This is a genomic window from Streptomyces sp. NPDC048664 (assembly GCF_040650555.1).
In the GTDB taxonomy this organism is placed as follows: domain Bacteria; phylum Actinomycetota; class Actinomycetes; order Streptomycetales; family Streptomycetaceae; genus Streptomyces.
Genome location: NZ_JBEZHK010000007.1, coordinates 1 through 12,960, shown reverse-complemented (window position 1 = coordinate 12,960; position 12,960 = coordinate 1). Strand labels below are relative to the sequence as shown.

General features: G+C 73.5%; 10 protein-coding genes. 4 read left to right on the top strand and 6 right to left on the bottom strand.

The window, feature by feature from the left end; genetic code table 11:
* Nucleotides 1–48: 48 nt before the first annotated feature.
* Nucleotides 49–2,145 carry a SpoIIE family protein phosphatase gene (locus tag AB0C59_RS09755; protein WP_363002445.1) on the bottom strand — a complete coding sequence of 699 codons (2,097 nt, stop codon included), beginning with the start codon at nt 2,143–2,145 and terminating at the stop codon, nt 49–51.
* A 310-nt stretch (nt 2,146–2,455) separates the two neighbouring features.
* Entirely contained in the window at nt 2,456–2,611 is a 156-nt protein-coding gene (locus tag AB0C59_RS09750; RefSeq protein ID WP_363002443.1) for a DUF6131 family protein, read from the bottom strand.
* 216 nt (nt 2,612–2,827) lie between these two features.
* On the opposite strand from AB0C59_RS09750, the gene AB0C59_RS09745 reads away from it, so the two are divergent.
* Entirely contained in the window at nt 2,828–3,385 is a 558-nt protein-coding gene (locus AB0C59_RS09745; RefSeq protein ID WP_363002441.1) for a hypothetical protein, read from the top strand.
* Nucleotides 3,386–3,389: 4 nt separating this feature from the next.
* Here the strand turns inward: AB0C59_RS09745 and AB0C59_RS09740 are convergent, their stop codons facing one another.
* Nucleotides 3,390–3,950, bottom strand: coding sequence for a TetR/AcrR family transcriptional regulator (locus tag AB0C59_RS09740; RefSeq protein WP_363002440.1), 561 nt, complete (start codon nt 3,948–3,950; stop codon nt 3,390–3,392).
* 119 nt (nt 3,951–4,069) lie between these two features.
* On the opposite strand from AB0C59_RS09740, the gene AB0C59_RS09735 reads away from it, so the two are divergent.
* The gene (locus tag AB0C59_RS09735) at nt 4,070–5,107 is read left to right on the top strand and encodes a hypothetical protein (protein ID WP_363002438.1); all 1,038 of its coding nucleotides are present in this window, start codon (nt 4,070–4,072) and stop codon (nt 5,105–5,107) included.
* Between the two features lie 16 nt (nt 5,108–5,123).
* Here AB0C59_RS09735 and AB0C59_RS09730 read toward each other — a convergent pair whose 3' ends face one another.
* Nucleotides 5,124–7,385 (bottom strand): SpoIIE family protein phosphatase, encoded by a 2,262-nt coding sequence (locus tag AB0C59_RS09730; protein WP_363002436.1) that lies wholly within the window; start codon nt 7,383–7,385, stop codon nt 5,124–5,126.
* 202 nt (nt 7,386–7,587) lie between these two features.
* On the opposite strand from AB0C59_RS09730, the gene AB0C59_RS09725 reads away from it, so the two are divergent.
* Together AB0C59_RS09725 and AB0C59_RS09720 are read left to right on the top strand one after the other, a co-directional pair.
* Nucleotides 7,588–9,030: a glycoside hydrolase family 47 protein gene (locus AB0C59_RS09725; RefSeq protein ID WP_363002434.1), complete on the top strand. Its 1,443-nt coding sequence runs from the start codon at nt 7,588–7,590 to the stop codon at nt 9,028–9,030.
* Between the two features lie 182 nt (nt 9,031–9,212).
* The gene (locus tag AB0C59_RS09720) at nt 9,213–10,028 is read left to right on the top strand and encodes a polysaccharide deacetylase family protein (RefSeq protein WP_363002432.1); all 816 of its coding nucleotides are present in this window, start codon (nt 9,213–9,215) and stop codon (nt 10,026–10,028) included.
* Here the strand turns inward: AB0C59_RS09720 and AB0C59_RS09715 are convergent.
* Nucleotides 10,001–10,390: a DUF1330 domain-containing protein gene (locus AB0C59_RS09715; protein WP_363002430.1), complete on the bottom strand. Its 390-nt coding sequence runs from the start codon at nt 10,388–10,390 to the stop codon at nt 10,001–10,003. The genes AB0C59_RS09720 and AB0C59_RS09715 overlap by 28 nt on opposite strands.
* 94 nt (nt 10,391–10,484) lie before the next feature.
* Nucleotides 10,485–12,701, bottom strand: a complete 2,217-nt coding sequence (locus AB0C59_RS09710; RefSeq protein ID WP_363002428.1) for a glycosyltransferase family 39 protein — start codon at nt 12,699–12,701, stop codon at nt 10,485–10,487.
* Nucleotides 12,702–12,960 lie beyond the last annotated feature (259 nt).

Sequence of the window (12,960 nt, the reverse complement as noted above, 5' to 3'; positions counted from 1 at the left end):
GTCGGCGGCGGCCATCGTGGGGTCGGTGCTGGGGGCGGCACTGCTGGGTCACCCCGCGGTGCCGCCGGTTCCCGGACGTTCCTCGGGCCGCGCGATGAGCAGGGCCACGTCGTCCTCGCCGCCCGGGGGCCTGAGCGTGTCCAGGATGCGGTCGCACGCCTCCTCCAGGCCCAGCCCGCGGGTCTTGGCGAGGGCGTCGACCAGGGTGTCCAGTCGCTCGTCGATGGGCTCGCTCCGCGTCTCCACCAACCCGTCGGTGTAGAAGACCAGTTGGTCGCCCGGCTGGAAGGCGAAAGTGGTCGTCTCGAAGGGGACGCCGCCCACGCCGAGGGGGACGCCCGTCGGCAGCTCCAGCAGTTCGGGGGAGCGTCCCCGTCGCACCAGGGCCGGCGGCAGATGGCCGGCGAGACTGATGTGGCACTCGTCGCGGCCGGGGTCGTAGACGCAGTAGACACAGGTGGCGATCGTCTGTTCGACGTCCTCCGTCAGATGGTCCAGATGGCGCAGCACCTCGGCGGGTGCGAGGTCGAGTTCGGCGAACGCCCGGGTGGCGCTGCGCAACTGGCCCATGCTGGCGGCCGCGTTGATGCCGCTGCCCATGACGTCCCCGACGACCAGGGCGGTCTTGTCGCCCGGCAGGGCTATGGCGTCGAACCAGTCGCCGCCGATCTCCCCGGCGGCTCCGGCGGGCTGGTAGCGGCAGGCGATCTCCAGCCCGCGCAGACGGGAGGGGAGTTCGGGCAGGAGCCTGCGCTGGAGGGTGAGCGCGGTGCTGCGCGCGCTCTGGTACCAGCGGGCGTTGTCGACGCTCACCGCGGCGCGCGCGGCCAGCTCGGAGGCGAGGAGGACGTCGTCGCCGTCGAAGGGCGCGAGGTTGCCGGCGCGTTTGAGGTCGAGGACGCCGAGGACCTCGCCGCGCGCCACGAGCGGAACGGCCAGGTAGGTGTGCACACCGGCGGCCTGGAGCGCGGCGGCGGCCCGGGCGTCGTGCGCGATGTGCGGCAGGTCCCGTCGGGTCACCTGGGACACGAGCACCGGTCGCCGCGTGTGCACGCACCGGGTGATGAAGTGGTCCCCGTCGTAGGTCACGAGGTCCTCGTCCCGGGTCACTCCGGGGGGTCTGGCGGGGTGACCCGTGCTGGAGGCGACGGCGTGGAAGCGCACCGGGCCCGCGAGCGGCGCCGCCCGCACATGCAGCGCGCTGTCCAGGATGTGCACGGCGGCCGCGTCGGCCAGGTCCGGGACGACGACCTGGGTCAGTTCGTGGGCCGTCTGCTCCACGTCCAGGGTCGTACCGACGCGGGCGGAGGCCTCGGCGATCAGGGCCAGGCGGTGCCGTGCCTGCGCGGCCTCCCCGGCCGCCCGGTGGCGTTCGGTGATGTCGATGACGGAGTTGGCGACGCCGAGCACCCGTCCGGCCGAGTCCTCCAGCCGGTAGAAGGAGACGGACCAGGCGTGCTCGTGCTCCGGGTCGCTGGGGGGCCGTCCGACGACGTACCGGTCGGCCACCGGCTCCCCTGTCTCCAGCACCCCCCGGATCCGCTCCTCGATGGCCTCGCCGTCCAGGAAGGTCAGGATGTCCTTGATCCGCCGGCCGACGTGCTCGACGGCCGGCAGCCCGTGCATGCGCTCCAGCGCCGGGTTGACGGTCAGATACCGCAGGTCGGGGTCCAGGATGGCCAGCCCGATCGGGGACTGGGACACCAATCGGGCGGACAGCGCCGCGTCCCGCTCCACCTGGGTGACGGTCGCCTGATCGGCGGCGAGTCCCAGGGCGTACGTCTCTCCCCGGTTGTCGAGGAGCCGCATGTTGCGGAACTCCACCAGTCGGGTGCTGCCGTCCTTGTGCCGTATCGGGAAGGTGCCGGCCCAGTCGGACCCGGACTCCATGACGTCGGCGAAGAGCTTGACGACCTCGTCCCAGTGCTCCTCGTGGACGAGCAGCCGTGCCGCGAACTGGCCGAGCGCCTCCTTGGGGGTGTAGCCGAACAGCTCCTCCGCCGGCGGACTCCAGAACACCACGTGCCCGGTGGAGTCCAGCACCACGGCTGCGACGCTGAGCAGATCCAGCAGGCCGCTGGGCGGCGCGGCAGGGGCGGCCACCGGCCGACGCCGGTCGGCCCGGGAGGAGTCCGCCGTGCTCATGCGCCGTTGTCCTCTCGCGCTCGTGCCGGCTCGTGCCGTGGGGGTGGGCGCTGTGCTTACTTCTTTCATAGTCGTCCAAGAGCCGCGCGGCATGTCTTGGACCCCCCCCCCGGAAGCCGGGCCCGCATGACACGGGCGTGCCGGTGGGGCACGCGCGGTGGAGTCAGAGGATGGCACGCGCCGGGGCCGGCGGAACACCCCCGTGCGCGGACCAGGTGTACGGCGGTGGTGAGAAGTCCGTGTGGAAGCGGCGCCGGGGGTTTCACGACCCCGGCGCCGCGCCCGTGTTCCCTGTCACGGGGATGTGGTGTCACCAGTAGTGGTTACGACCACCCACCGCGTGGCCGACGGCGCCGAGCAGCCAGAGGATCAGGCCGATGACGGCGAGGATGATTCCTATGGTCCACAGGATGCCGATTCCCGTGACGAATCCGACGACGAGCAGAATGACTCCGAGGATAATCATGGCGACCTCCGGGGCGATGGGCCCTCTGAGGACTCAAGTACCCCTGAACGGCCGGTCCATACGGCGGTCCGTACAGCGGTCCGTACGGCGGCGCGTCCGTGCGGTGGACGTGCGCGCGGGAAAGCGCCCGGGTATTCCACCCGAAGGGCCCGTTTCGGGCGCGTACTACCTGGGGACCCGGAGCGTGTCCGTGCGAGGGAGTAGGGAGATCGACCGATGTCAACAGGGACACTTCTGGCGATCATCATTCCCGTGGTGGTGGTGGTCGCGCTTCTCTCCGTGGGCTTCTCTCTGGCGACGCGGCGCAAGCGCCTGCGCGAGCGCTTCGGGCCGGAGTACGACCACGCGATCGGCGACGCCGACAGCCGTATGGCGGGCGAACGCGAACTGAAGGCCCGCGAGAAGCGGCATGACGATCTGGACATCAAACCGCTTCCGAGCGCGACGCGGGACCGTTACGCGCGGGACTGGGACGGAGTGCAGGCGGAGTTCGTGGACCGCCCCGAGGACGCCGTGCACGACGCGGACCGCCTGGTGTCCTCCCTGATGCACGAGCGGGGATATCCGACGGAGGAGTTCGAGCAGCGGCTCAAGGACCTGTCGGTCGAACACGGCCAGACGCTCCGGCATTACCGGGAGGCCCACGAGATCGAGACGCTCAGCGTCGACCACCGGGCCAACACGGAGCAGCTGCGCGGCGCGATGATCCACTATCGGGCGCTGTTCGACGAGCTGCTCTCCGACGGGGGCCGCCCCCACCACGCTCCCGCCTGAGCGGTCAGGAGGGCGGCACCAGGGCCGCGCGGGCGGCCGCGAGGATCTCCTCGGAGAGCGGGGCGTCCTTGACGGCACGGGCCAGGACGAGGGCGCCGAGCATCGTGCACAGGCGCTGCACGCCGTCCTGGTCCTCGTCGGTGAGCCAGTCGGTGAAGTCCTCCACGCCGTCGGCGTAGACGCGGCGGGCGCGGCTGCCGTCGGCCTCGCGCCCCATGTCGGCGGCGAGGGCGGCCGCGGGGCAGCCGGAGGACGGATCGTCCCGGTGCCGGGGCGACAGATACCCCTCGATCATGGCGCGCCGGGCGTCCTCGCGCCGCCCCTCCTTCTGCTCCAGGAGGTCGGCGCGCCACCGCGCGAGTTCGCCGAACCCCTGGGCGACGGCCTCCTCGACCAGGGCCTCCTTGGAGTCGAACTGCTTGTAGAAGCCGCCGTGGGTCAGCCCCGCCGCCTTCATCAGCTCCGCGACGCTCACACCGGTGCCCTGCTCGCGGAAGAGCCGTGAGGCCACCTCCACGACCCGCTCGCGGTTCTGCCGCGCCTGCTCCTGGGACACACGACCCATGGGCCCTCCCCGTTTGGATTACGGAAGACATCTATCGTAGCCTCCGTTTAGATTACGTAGCCAATCTATTTGCCGAGGCCGTGACGCACACCGGTCCCCGATCAGGAGAGCCACTGTTCATGGACACCCCCACCGGATCCGCCACCGACCTCCGGCCGAACCCCACCGCGGTCGTCACGCCCGATCCGGCGCCGCCCCGTGCCCGCCGTCGCCCCCCGGTGCGGACCTGGCTCCAGCCGATGGTGATCGCCCTGGTCGTCGTGTCCGCCTTCGTCGGCTGCTACGTCGGCCTCCAGCGCGACCCGCGGCCGCACCGGATCCCCCTCGCGGTGACCGGGCAGCGGTTGCCCGCCCAGATCCACGGGGCGCTCGGCGACAGCGTCGACGTCCGGCCCGCCCGTGACATGGCGGCGGCGCGCCTCGCGGTCGAGCACCGGGACGTGGTCGCCGCGCTGGGCGCCGACGGCCGCGGCCGGCTGGACCTGGAGATCGCGGGGGCGGACGGGACGTCCACCACGACCGCCGTGAAGACCCTGGTCGGCGCCTACGCGCAGGGCGCGGGCGCGCACCTGGCCGTCACGGACGTCGTCCCTCTGAGCCGGTACGACGCCCGCGGCCTGGCCGGCTTCTACATGGCCTTCGGCGTGTCCCTGGCGGGCTTCGTCCTGGCCCAGAACGCGCTCGGCCTGGCCGGACTGCTGCATCTGCGCCACCGGTTCCGGCTGCTGGCCGGCGGCTCGCTGGCCATCGGCGCCGTCGCCGCCGTCATCGCGGGGCCCGTGCTGGGCTCCGTGCCGGCCCCGGTGATCCCGCTGGTCTGCACGCTGGCCCTGCTGGCCGGAGCCGCCGCGTTCACGACCAAACTGCTGGGCACCTACTTCGGCCCCGTCGGCATCCCGGCCGCCACCCTGCTGCTGCTCACCGTCGGCAACGCCACCAGCGGTGCCACCATCGGCGCCGATCTGCTGCCCTCCACGGCCCGGGCCGTCTCCGCCCTGCTGCCGCCCGGGGCCGCCGTCCGCGCCATCACCGACCTGAGCTACTTCGACGGGGCGCACGCGGCGGTCCCGGTGGCCACCCTCGCCGTGTGGGCGGTCGTCGCGGCCGCCCTGATCGGCCTGCGCCCCCGGCTGACGGCCCGGCGCGCCGCCTCCTGACTCTGGAGCCTCGCCCTCAGGGAACCGCGGCCGGCGGCACCGGCAGGGGCATGTCCAGCGAGACAGTCTTGCCGCGGCCGTTGGGTGAGCTGTTCCACTGCCCGGCCAGGGCCTGGACGATGCACATGCCCCGGCCGTGCTCGGCCTCGGCGCTGCCCTCCTCGGACACGGACAGGGGCGAGGGGACGGGCGGGTTGCTGTCGGAGTCCCGGACCTCCAGACGCAGGCGGTCCGGGAACGCGCGCAGCCGCACGTCCACGTCGCTGCCCGCGTGGACGAGCGCGTTGGTGACGATCTCGGACACGGCCAGCTGCAGGTCGTCCGCGACCTCCGGCAGCCCCCAGGAGCGCAGCCGGTCGGCCACGAAGCCCCGTGCCGCCTTGACGCCGTGCAGGTCGCGGCGCTGGATGTGCAGTCCCGCGGTCCGCGGCGCGCCCTCGCCGCCGGCCCCCTCATAGCGGGCCAGGAGCAGTACCGCGTCGTCGCGCCGCCGGTCGGAGCGGGCCGCGGCGGCGATGATCCGGTCGGCGAGCGGTTCCAGGTCGTGGTGTGCCTCATGGTGGGCGGAGCCGAGCAGGGCGCGTGCGCCGCGGCCCGGATCGAGCACGCCGTCGTCGACCAGGCCGTTCGAGTACAGCATGAGGACCGCCCCGGGCTCGACGGTGTGCTCACGCCCCAGGCAGGGTTCGGGGACCGCGACACCGAGCGGCACGTTGGCGGGCGCCGCCAGGTCGCCCACGGTGCCGTCGGGTCGCAGGACGAGCGGCTCGGGATGGCCGGCCAGGGCGACCTCGGCGATGCCGTCGGTCGTGTCCAGGGCGACGACGCAGCAGGTGACGAGGAGATCCGAGCCCAGTTCCGCGAGCAGCCTGCCGGTCCGGTCGATCACCGCGGCGGGGCGGTGGCCCTCGCTGGCGTAGGCGGCCACCGCGGTGCGCACCTGGCCCATGACGGCCGCGCTCTTCAGGGCATGGCCCTCCACGTCCCCGACGACGAGCACCATCCGCTCCCCGGGGAGTCTGAGCACGTCGTACCAGTCGCCGCCGACCTTGGAGGTCGCGGTGGCGGGCCGGTAGCGCGCCGTGGTGGTCAGGCCCGGCAGTTCGCAGAGCGTGGCGGGGAGCAGCCACCGCTGCAGGTACTCGGCCACCTCGTGGCGCCGGCTGCTGAGCTCGACGCGCTCCACCGCCGCGCCCAGCGAGGCCGCCATCATGCTCAGGACCGCTCTCTCCTCGGGCGGGAAGTCGCGCGGCCCCTGGAACGAGAGGCAGCAGACGCCGACGACGTTCCGGGTGCGGATGAGGGGCAGGCCGCTCACCCGGCTCCCGGTGAGCGGAAGGTAGGCCTCCGCCCGTACCGCGCCCTCGGGGCCGCCGCAGCCGGGGGCCGACGGCTCCCGCTCCGGAAGGAACAGCGGATGCCCCCGTACCGCCTCCGCCGCCGGCGCCCGCGCGTCCAGCCGCGCGCCGTGCAGGCAGCGGACCATGGCGGCGGAGGCCCCACCGTGTCCCACCACCCACAGCCGGCCCTCGGCCGCCGAGGCGAGGACGAGGGCGTCGGCGCCGAACGGGTGCATGAGGCAGTACTGGGCCGCCTCGACGACGTCGGCCATGGTCCGGGCGCGGTTGAGCAGGTCCACGAGCCGGGTGAGCGGGTACATCAGGCTCAGGCCCGCGGACCCGGGGACACCGCTGACACCCCAGCCCGGCGTGCGGACGGTGTGCTCCTCGTCGGGCTCCGCCGGCACGAGCACCGGTACGGGCCCGGGTGCGACGGCCACGCCGTGCGCCTCGAGGTCCACGAAGGCGGCGGCGAGTTCCTCCCCGACCTCCCGCAGGCCCGCCCGGTCCGCGCCCCGGTAGCCGGCGTCCGTCGCCGGCCGCACGACGGTCACGGCGCCGTAGCGGTGGTCACCGGAGACGACGGGAGCCGACAGGGCCACGTACGGGTACGCGGCGTGCTTCGGGCCGGGGCCCTCCGGGTCGGGATCGGCCAGCACCGCCGTCGTCCCGCCGGCCAGGGCCCGTGCGGTGGCGTAGGGCGCGTCCAGCTCGATCACGCCCGGCATGGTGAACAGGGAGGGCGGGGTGCCGGCGATCATCGCGACCCGCAGATGGCTTCCGTCCTCGCTGAGGAGGTAGACGGCCGCCGCGATCGCGCCGAGCCGCTGCATCGCCCTGCGGACACCACGGTGCAGGACCGCCGCGAGATCCATGCCCTGGACCGGTGTGGCCGTGCCACCGCGGCGGCGTTCTCCGACTGGGTTGCTGCTCGTCACGCCAACGGCTCCCTCTACCGCGAGTATAGGTTCGGCGCTCCCCCACCGCCCCACGGGAAGCGGGCCCCCGACGCCGCGAAAGCCTGCTGGTCCTCTCGAGTGATGTCTCCACCTCAGGTGGAGCTTCAGACGGTGACCGGGTCCGGGGATCCGCGTGTCAGCGCCGTCACGGCGGCCGTCTCCCGGGTAGCGTCCAGGGTCCATGCGCCCCTTCCGCTCCGCCCTGTCCCGCGCCTTCCTTCCCCGCCGCAAGGCTCTGCACGTGGCGGGGGCCGGCACGGTGGGCCTGTTCGCCCCGCTGCGCTCCGCCGAGCGGGGGCAGGAGCCCACCGGCGTGGACCTGCCGCCCGACGCGGTGGTGGCCCAGCAGGTGCGCGCCGAGCTGGTGCACAGCTGGGAGGGGTACAAGAAGGCCGCCTGGGGCTACGACGAGGTGCGGCCCGTGTCCGGGGGGCACAACGACTTCTTCGTGCCCGGGCAGTCCTTCGGCCTGTCCATGGTCGAGGCCCTGGACACCCTGTGGGTCATGGAGTTGGACGCGGAGGTGGCCCTGGCCGCCGACTGGATCGAGGCGCACCTCGACCCGGCGGTGGACGGCGACGTCCATGTCTTCGAAGCGGTCATCAGGCTGGTCGGCGGCCTCCTGTCCGGCTACCTGTGCACCGGCCGGGAAGCGCTGCTGACCCGCTGCCGGGAACTGGCCGACCGTCTGCTGCCGGCGTTCACCCTCTCCCCCACGGGCCTGCCCTACCGGTACGTCAACCTGCGGACCGGCAAGGTGTCCGGTGCCGTCGCCCCGCTCGCGGAGGTCGGCAGCAACATCCTGGAGTTCGGGCTGCTGTCCCGGCTCACGCACGACGCCCGCTACGGCGACGCCGCCAAACGCGCCTACCGCGCGGTGCTGGACCGGCGGTCCTCCCTCGATCTGCTGGGCAGCACCATCAACGTCGAGACGGGCAAGTGGGTGGACGGCACGTCGAGCGTGCCCAACCCGCCGGTGGACTCCTTCTACGAGTACCTGTGGGCGGGGGCCGAACTCCTCGGCGACCGGGACCTCCTTGACTGGTACCGGCTGCTCACCGACGCGGTGGTGCGCAGGCAGGCCGAACACCGCTCCGGACACCTGTGGTTCCGCCAGGTCGACCACAGCAGCGGGCGGACGGTCGGACGGGAGCAGTCGGAACTGGGCGCGTTCTACGCGGGACTGCTCGGCAAGGGCGGCGACCTGTCGACGGCACAGGACTACTACCGGTCCTGGACCGCCCTGCTGGACCGCTACCCGCTGCTGCCGGAGTCCATCGACTTCGGCAGCCAGAAGGTCCTCTCGCGCCAGAACAGCCTGCGCCCCGAGTACGTCAACTCCTCGTTCGACCTGTGGCGGCTGACCGGGTCCTCCCTCTACAAGGCCACCGGCTACCGGTGCTTCCAGGGGATGCGTGAGCGGTTGCGGGTGCCCGGCGGCTACACGATCGCCCTGGACGCGCTGGCCTCCCCGGCACGTCTGGGAGACCTGACGCCCGGGTACTGGTTCGCGGAGGCCCCCAAGTACCTGTACCTGATGTTCGCCGGCAGCCGCCGCTTCGACCACCGCTCGGGGCTCCTGTCGACCGAGGGCAAGATCCTCCGCGGGGCGCTGCGCCCCTGAGGCACCGGCGCCGCCCGCCGGCCCCGCCCGCCGGCCGCGGCCCCCGTACATGCCCCTTCCCGCGCTCCCGTTACATTGTCCGTGGTTCGTAACAGACGGAGCCCGCGGGCCTTTTGCTCCGTCCTGACTCATGCACGGGGGGCTCACGGAGAAGACCAGGACCGGACAAGGGGCGGGGCGGCATGGGTACGCGGGGTGCGCGGGGTGGTTGGTACGGGCGGATGTTCGCGGCGGCGCTCGGTGTGACGGTGGTGGCCGCCGTCACGTCGGTGTGGAGCGCGGAGGCCGGCCCTCTCAAGGGCCATGGGTCGTCGGCAGGCGGCACGTCGGTGCGGCCGGCCGCACCGTCGGGCTCCCGGGCTCCGGGGGCGGCGAACGGCGCGGTGGACAAGCCGGTTTCGGTGACGATCGCCCATGCCTCGGACCGCGGCGCGCGGGGGGTCAACATAACCATCGACGACGGGCCGGACCCGGTGTGGACCCCGCAGGTGCTCCAGGTGCTGCGGGAGTACGGCGTGAAGGCCACGTTCTGCATGGTCGGCACCCAGGCCGAGGCCCACCCCGACATGGTCAAGGCGGTGGTGGCGGGCGGGCACAGACTGTGCGACCACACGGTGTCGCACGACACCACCATGGACAAGAAGTCCGAGGCGTACCAGTCGCGGGAGATCCTGGACGCCGCGCGGATGATCACGCAGGCGTCGGGGGGCGTCCAGCCGTCGTACTACCGCGCCCCCGGTGGGGCCTTCACCCCCTACAGCCGCACCCTGGCCGCCTCGCACGGCATGCGGCCGCTGGGCTGGAACGTGGACTCGCAGGACTTCGAGCGGCGCGGCACGACGGTGATCGTCTCCACCGTCGAGCGGGAGATGTCCAACGGCCCCACCGTCCTCTTCCACGACGCCGGAGGAGACCGCTCCCAGACCGTCGCCGCCCTGCGCCAGGTGCTGCCGTGGCTGAAGCAGCAGGGCTACTCCTTCGGCTTCCCGGTGCGCTGACCGGGGTCCAAGGACCGTCCGCCGGGAAGGCTGGCGCGCAGCGCCCGCGCGGTGCCGGCGGCGTCATAGCCCTCGGGGACACCGGGAACCAGGATGATGTCGCCCGCGATGTGGCGTGAGCGCAGCGGAGCGATCTCCCGGTACGCGGCGGAGTCCCACCAGTCGCGCGCCTCGGCCGTGCCGGGGAAGCCGATGACCACGACATGTCCGGGCCACTCCCCCTCCTTCACCTCGTGCGGTGCGCCGTGCACGAGGAACCGGCCGCCGTACGGCTCGAAGGTCGCGGTGATGCGCTCGATGTACTCGGCGATCTCCGGGTGCGGGGCGGCCTCGCGCAGGTGGGCGATGGCATAGGCGGTCATGGCGTCCTTCCGGTCGGTCGTCGGTGGTGCGCGGCGGATCCGCGCACCACCGACGATGGCATCCGGGCCGGGCCGGGGTCGATGACCCCGGAGGTCATCGACCCCGCGGCGCCGGGTGTGTTCCGGACGCGGTCCGGGCGGTCGGGCCGCACCGGTACAGCGTCTGGGCGGAGGGGGCGACCGCACCGAGGGCCTCGGGCTCCCGGGCGGTGGACGGCTCCGTGCCGCCGTACGCCGAGGCGGGAACGCGGCTGCACGTGGACGTGACCCAGGTCGTGATCCGGGTGGTGGCCGTCGCCGTGTCCGCGCCCCCGGACCCGCCTCCCCCGCGGCGGCCGCCGCCGAGCAGCACGTAGCGCAGCTTCCCGGAGCCGACCAGGTCGCGGAACCGCGCCTGGCTCGGGAAGGGCACCTTGCCGCTGAATCCGCCGAGCGGCAGCACATGGGCGCCGGTGGCGAGGATGAACGGTGAGGCGGCGCTCCAGCTGGTGGTGGCGAAGACGTAGGTGGCGGTACCCCGGTGCGCGGTGGTGTAGTCGAGCAGGTGCCGCTGCTCCGCCGTCAGTGTGCCGCTGTCATCGGATCCGCGACGGCCGCCTTGGCGTGCCCACCCGACCGCGGCCAGGGCACCGCCCCCGCGCGGCGGACCCATCCGGCCCGCCGTCCGCCGCCCCGAGCCGGATCCGCGGTGCGTCCCCGACGGGCCGACCGCGCCCATGCGGGAGGCGCTGTAGGACGGATTGAAGATCTGCACGGCCCACGCGCTCGGCGCGATCAGCACCGCGGCGAGCGACGCGGCGAGCCCGGCGAGGGCGAGTCGGCCCCGGGCCCGGCCGGGGCGGGCCAGGACCAGCAGGACGACGGCGGACAGTCCGAGCACGCACACGGCGGGCGCCAGCCACGGCAGGAACGCCGGGAACCCGGCGGCGAGATACGCGCTCCAGGCGGCGGTCGCCGCGACCGCGGCCGGCAGGGCCCAGGCCCGCGGGCCGCCGGCCCGGTAGGCGCGCCACATCAGGGTGACGCCGCCCCCGGTGAGGGCCGCGAGCGGTACCGCGATCACCCCCATGTAGTAGGTGTGGCCGCCGACGCTGCCCGCGCTGAAGACCAGGAAGTACGTCGCGAGCCAGGTGGCCCACAGGGCGAATCCGGCCCGGACGCGGTCGGTGCGGGGCCTGCCCCGGCGCCACATCACACCGCAGACCGCGGCGACGGCGGCGATCGGATAGAGCCAGCCCGTCTGCGAGGCCAGCGAGGTGCCGAACATCTTCGACCAGCCGTCCTGGTCGAAACCGCGTGCCCCCGTCCCGCCGTGGCGGGCGCCGCCGGCCTGGCCGTACGTCCCCGGCTGCCCCGACCGCGCCGTGCGGTCCGGCCCTTCGGCGCCCGACGGCGGGTTCTGCCCGCCGTGGCCGCCGCCCCCACCCCGGGTCGCGCTCACACTGCCCGTCGAGGCCGCGCTGATCCCGATCGAGGAGAAGCGGTTCAGGAAGTTGTAGCCGACGACCATACTGAACGCCGAGTTGTTGGTGGTGCCGTCCACATAGGGCCGGTCCCCCGCCGGGGCGAGGGTGACGGCGAGCGTCCAGGACGCGGAGACCGCGGCCATCACCGCGGCCGCCGCGGCGAGGTGCGCCAGCCGGCGCCGCGCCGCGACGGGCGCCGCGAGCAGGTACACCAGTGCCAGCGCGGGCAGCACCGCCCACGCCTCCAGCATCTTGGTCTGGAAGCCGACGCCCACCCAGACGCCCGCGGCCAGCAGCGGGCGCACGCGCCCGTCCCGGGCCGCGCGCTGGGTCGCCTCCGCCGCCAGCAGCAGGCAGAGCGTGAAGGCGGGATCCTCCACCGCCGTGCGGAACAGGCCCACGGCCACCGGGGTGAGAAGGAAGGCCGCCGCGGCGACCAGCGCGGCACCGGCACCGAGCCAGCGGCGCACCAGGCGGTGCAGCACCAGCAGGCTCGCCACTCCTTCGAGGACCTGGGGGAGGATCAGTGCCCACGGATGGAATCCGAAGATCCGGGCGGAAAGCGCCTGGGGCCACAGAAATCCCGGCAGTTTGTCGAGCGTGATGGAGTTTCCGGGGTCGAAGGAACCGTAGAAGAACGCCTTCCAACTCTCCGTCATACTGCGGACCGCATTGGCGTAGAACGTGTGGTACTGACCGTTGTCGATGCCCCAGGCGTAGAGCACGGCGGCCAGCACGGTGATGGCCAGCAGTGCGGGGCGCTCGTACGCGGGCCGGCCCGCGGGGGATCTCCAGGGCGCACGGCGGGGGGCTGTCGTGGCGGGGGCGAGGACTGTCGTGGTCATGTGCGGGAGTCTTCGGTCCCCCACGGGCGCGCCGTGTGAACGGCGGGGCGGTTCAAGGAAATTCTCATCGAACCCGGCCATTCCCTTGACCGACGGGCCCCGAGTTCCGGTCCGGGAATGTCCCGGACCTGAACGGAAAAGGGGCCGGGGGGGGGGGGGGGGGGCGGGGGGGGCCCCCCCCCCCCCGGGGGGCGCGGGGGCGACCGCGCGCGGGGGCCGGGGGGGGGGGGAGGGGGGGGGCCCCACCCGTTGCAGGGCA

What these genes read in the sequence shown, in the direction of transcription:
- AB0C59_RS09755 (WP_363002445.1), bottom strand. Translation starts at nt 2,145, where the DNA reads ATGAGCACGGCGGACTCCTCCCGGGCCGACCGGCGTCGGCCGGTGGCC.
- AB0C59_RS09750 (WP_363002443.1), bottom strand. Translation starts at nt 2,611, where the DNA reads ATGATTATCCTCGGAGTCATTCTGCTCGTCGTCGGATTCGTCACGGGA.
- AB0C59_RS09745 (WP_363002441.1), top strand. Translation starts at nt 2,828, where the DNA reads ATGTCAACAGGGACACTTCTGGCGATCATCATTCCCGTGGTGGTGGTG.
- AB0C59_RS09740 (WP_363002440.1), bottom strand. Translation starts at nt 3,950, where the DNA reads ATGGGTCGTGTGTCCCAGGAGCAGGCGCGGCAGAACCGCGAGCGGGTC.
- AB0C59_RS09735 (WP_363002438.1), top strand. Translation starts at nt 4,070, where the DNA reads ATGGACACCCCCACCGGATCCGCCACCGACCTCCGGCCGAACCCCACC.
- AB0C59_RS09725 (WP_363002434.1), top strand. Translation starts at nt 7,588, where the DNA reads ATGCGCCCCTTCCGCTCCGCCCTGTCCCGCGCCTTCCTTCCCCGCCGC.
- AB0C59_RS09720 (WP_363002432.1), top strand. Translation starts at nt 9,213, where the DNA reads ATGGGTACGCGGGGTGCGCGGGGTGGTTGGTACGGGCGGATGTTCGCG.
- AB0C59_RS09715 (WP_363002430.1), bottom strand. Translation starts at nt 10,390, where the DNA reads ATGACCGCCTATGCCATCGCCCACCTGCGCGAGGCCGCCCCGCACCCG.
- AB0C59_RS09710 (WP_363002428.1), bottom strand. Translation starts at nt 12,701, where the DNA reads ATGACCACGACAGTCCTCGCCCCCGCCACGACAGCCCCCCGCCGTGCG.